This is a genomic window from Rahnella sp. ChDrAdgB13 (assembly GCF_017655185.1).
GTDB lineage: Bacteria > Pseudomonadota > Gammaproteobacteria > Enterobacterales > Enterobacteriaceae > Rahnella > Rahnella contaminans.
The window spans coordinates 1-3,433 of record NZ_JAEMGT010000208.1 but is presented as its reverse complement, the minus strand read 5'-3'; the positions used below and the strand labels follow the sequence as shown (position 1 = coordinate 3,433).

Below are 3,433 nucleotides of genomic sequence, written 5' to 3'. Positions count from 1 at the left end.
ATACGCAAGGGGCAGTATGGTCATCCTGCCGGTGACGGATTGTCGTTTGCAGAACAATTTTACCTGTTGGCTACCTGAAAAACAGGCAGCGCACTTTCTGTCGGCCCATTATCGTTAATGCGACAGAACCTGTGTAACTGCATGATTTTATGTAATGGGAATTGGTCGGTTTCATGAATGACCAGCATAAAATCTATTTATTCAACAAAGCCATTTATTCAACAAAACCGTTAAGCGGGTGTCAACGTTTTCAATTCCATACGTTTTATCGGGCCAACACAAAAAACATAGCTTAATATTGCTATCAGGGCATGGATGGCCACAAAAACAAGCGCCCATTCAAATTTTCCCGTAGCATGGACGATATAACCAATGATAACGGGAGAAATGATACCAGAGATACTCCCGCACATGTTAAATAATCCACTGGCAAGACCCGCAATCTCTTTGGGTGCTGTATCTGCCATGACCGCCCAGCCTAAGGCGCCGATACCTTTACCAAAGAAGGCCAATGCCATGAAGAAGACAATTAAATAGATTGAATCAACATAATTACACAATACCATTGACATTGACAGCAGCATGCCAAAGACAATGGGGGGCTTTCTTGATATTGATAATGAATTGGTTTTTTTCATAATGATATCTGAAATGACACCACCGGTAAGTCCACCTAAAAAACCACAAATCGCGGGTATGGCCGAAATAAGGCCGACTGTTTTGATGTTTAAACCCTTTTCCTGGGCCAGGTAGAAAGGAAACCATGTGATAAAGAAAAAGGTCAAAACACTGATACAATACTGCCCAAGATAAATCCCCACCAACATACGACTGGTTATCAGTTGTTTTACATACCCAAGATTAGGTCCTGATATATTTAAATTTTCGGACTTTTTATCGATATCAACTAATGCGCCACCTGCTCTGATATAATCTATCTCAGCCGCATTAACCTTGGGGTGAGATAATGGATTATAAATGACCTTTGAGGCGATGCCAGTAATGATTATGCCTAAAATGCCCATAAAAATAAAAACACTTTCCCAACCTAAATCTGCTGTTATCCACCCCATTATAGGAGCGAATATTACCGTGGAAAAATATTGGGCGGAATTAAAAATAGCAGCAGCCGTGGCTCTCTCTTTAGCGGGAAACCATGCTGCTGTAAATCGACTGTTACCCGGCATTGCTGGTGCTTCAGCCAGACCGACCAAAAACAACAAAACAGTAAGGCTTATGAGTGCCCCCAAGCCATTAAACACATTGACGAACCCTTGCAATAAAGTGAATAATGACCAAAAAAACAAGCTACATAAATAGACTTTTTTTGAACCAAATTTATCAAGAAGCCAACCACCAGGTATTTGAGCTAAACAATACGCCCATGAAAATGCCGAGAAAACCCAGCCAAGTCCCACTGCATTTATTCCCAATGCTTGAGACATGTCTTTCCCAGTTATGGCTAACGTGGTTCTGTCACCAATATTAACGGCTGTAACAATAAATAAAATAATGACAATACTCCAACGTATATTTGTGTGTTTAGGTGTACTGTGCTTTTTGATGTCCTGCATTTCATTCACGTAACTCATGGCGCATTACCTTTATGAAAATACTTGTCGTGGCAATAGTTTAAATAAAACATGCAGTTGTATTATGAATACTAAATAAGACTTTCATCTCGTGTGCTACTGTCTTACAGTAATATTTCTACCTTAATAAAGTTGAGGAGTGACAATTATTAGACCCAACTGGTTTTATATTTAAATAATTATATCTCTAATATTCTGACTACAGCATCTTTCCTTTCTTTTACCGCAGGGAGAAGTTTAGCGCCAACCCCAGCAGTTTTAGGCGCATCAATTCCGCCATCATTAACAACAGGGACCGCAGTGACAAAATCTTTATACCAGGTGGCAAGATTTGCCCGCACAACTTCTTGATACACTGCGGTCGAAGCATGCAGTGCCAAATGTAACGATGCCCATAGTACGATAGGACCGGTACAATCATGTGGTGCAATGGGCATCGCGTAACTTTCGGCGAGAGCGGCTATTTTTCGGGCTTCAGTTAACCCTCCACACCATGATAAATCAACCATGACATAATCAAAGGTGGATTGTTCAAGCATCGCCCTAAATGTGCTGACCCCGGCCAATGTTTCGCTTCCACAGATGGGCGTTTTAACCTTATTTCTAAGATAGTTTAAAGCTTTCGCATCATCCATTTTATTAATAGGATCTTCAACCCACAGGACATTATATTTTTCTAAGCCTTGACATATACGAACGGCAGCGGGGACATTCCATAAACTATGCAATTCGCACAGTATCTCAATTTTATTACCGACTGCCTCTCTAATTTTTTTGAAAGGTGTCAATCCTTCCTCAAGATCTTCCAGCGATATCATTTGCCCTTGAGTTTTGGAACAGTACACGTCAAAAGGCCATATTTTCATTGCCTTGAACCCTTCTGACAATAAACTTTGAGCCAGTTTCCCGGAATCTTGCATAAACGCGACCTGGTCATCATAGGGACCGGCCATTACGTCCTGAGAGTTAACGGTACGTCGCGTATCTGCGGAGTTATAGGCACTACTATTCGAATTAAATGAATAGCCTGAGCATGTATTATACGTAGCGATACGATTTCGTGACGCTCCCCCCAGCGCTTCATATAGTGGTATACCATGCCGTTGCCCAAACAAATCCCAAAGCGCAATATCTACAGCACTAGCGGCACGAATTTCCGCACTTGCACTATGGAATCCTATGTAGGGCGTCAGCATCGTTCTGGACAATGATTCAATATTACGTGAATCCTGATTTAAAAGCCAAGGCCCCAGATGATTTTGTATTATGGCCTCTATCGCCTCACTACCTCTGAATGCTTCACCGAGGCCAATCAGACCTTCATCGGTAGAAATTTCAACCCAAATAATATTAGATCTTTCTTTACATCTAATCGTCGTGATTTTAGTTATCTTTGGCATGCCTTATCTCTCGCTTTCTTGTTCTGCAATATGAAATTAATACCCAATATGGAATAAATTTTATGTCCTATCCCTCAATTACTCTATGTTCATTTGCCTAATAAAACTTATTTATTTCTCGGTTTGAATGTGCTAACGCATACTTAAATATGACATTGATCACATATTGTAAAAAATAAAGGCATGCTTTTTATGGGGCTCCCACCCAGGGCTTACGCATTAAAATTATCGGGAATAATATCCTTTATATCCATGCGGTTGAATAACAATTCTTCCATATAACTATTATCCCATCCGGCGCTTTTACGACGCGCCCTAAGACTTATTTTGCTGTTTTTATCGCGTTTTACGATATTCAAAGCCATCTTGCGCAACTGGGCAAACATTCGCGTCGACACTTGTTCGCGTATCCGTGAATCATCCTCTCTGAAGGTCACATCC

The 3,433-nt window shown here is 40.9% G+C and carries 3 protein-coding genes and 1 pseudogene; 1 reads left to right on the top strand and 3 read right to left on the bottom strand.

Annotation, left to right across the window (positions count from 1 at the left end; all coding sequences use genetic code 11):
* Positions 1–78: pseudogene (locus J8X26_RS26750) on the top strand (IS6 family transposase); the annotation flags it as partial.
* 152 nt (positions 79–230) lie between these two features.
* Here J8X26_RS26750 and J8X26_RS26745 read toward each other — a convergent pair.
* The 3 genes from J8X26_RS26745 to J8X26_RS26735 form a co-directional block, all read right to left on the bottom strand.
* Positions 231–1,592 carry an MFS transporter gene (locus tag J8X26_RS26745; RefSeq protein ID WP_208952554.1) on the bottom strand — a complete coding sequence of 454 codons (1,362 nt, stop codon included), beginning with the start codon at positions 1,590–1,592 and terminating at the stop codon, positions 231–233.
* Positions 1,593–1,771: 179 nt separating this feature from the next.
* Entirely contained in the window at positions 1,772–2,992 is a 1,221-nt protein-coding gene (locus J8X26_RS26740) for a mandelate racemase/muconate lactonizing enzyme family protein (protein ID WP_208952553.1), read from the bottom strand.
* A gap of 212 nt (positions 2,993–3,204) precedes the next feature.
* Positions 3,205–3,433, bottom strand: a 229-nt coding sequence (locus tag J8X26_RS26735) for a transposase (RefSeq protein WP_374101312.1), incomplete at its 5' end; no start/stop codon positions are given.

What these genes read in the sequence shown, in the direction of transcription:
- J8X26_RS26745 (WP_208952554.1), bottom strand. Translation starts at nt 1,592, where the DNA reads ATGAGTTACGTGAATGAAATGCAGGACATCAAAAAGCACAGTACACCT.
- J8X26_RS26740 (WP_208952553.1), bottom strand. Translation starts at nt 2,992, where the DNA reads ATGCCAAAGATAACTAAAATCACGACGATTAGATGTAAAGAAAGATCT.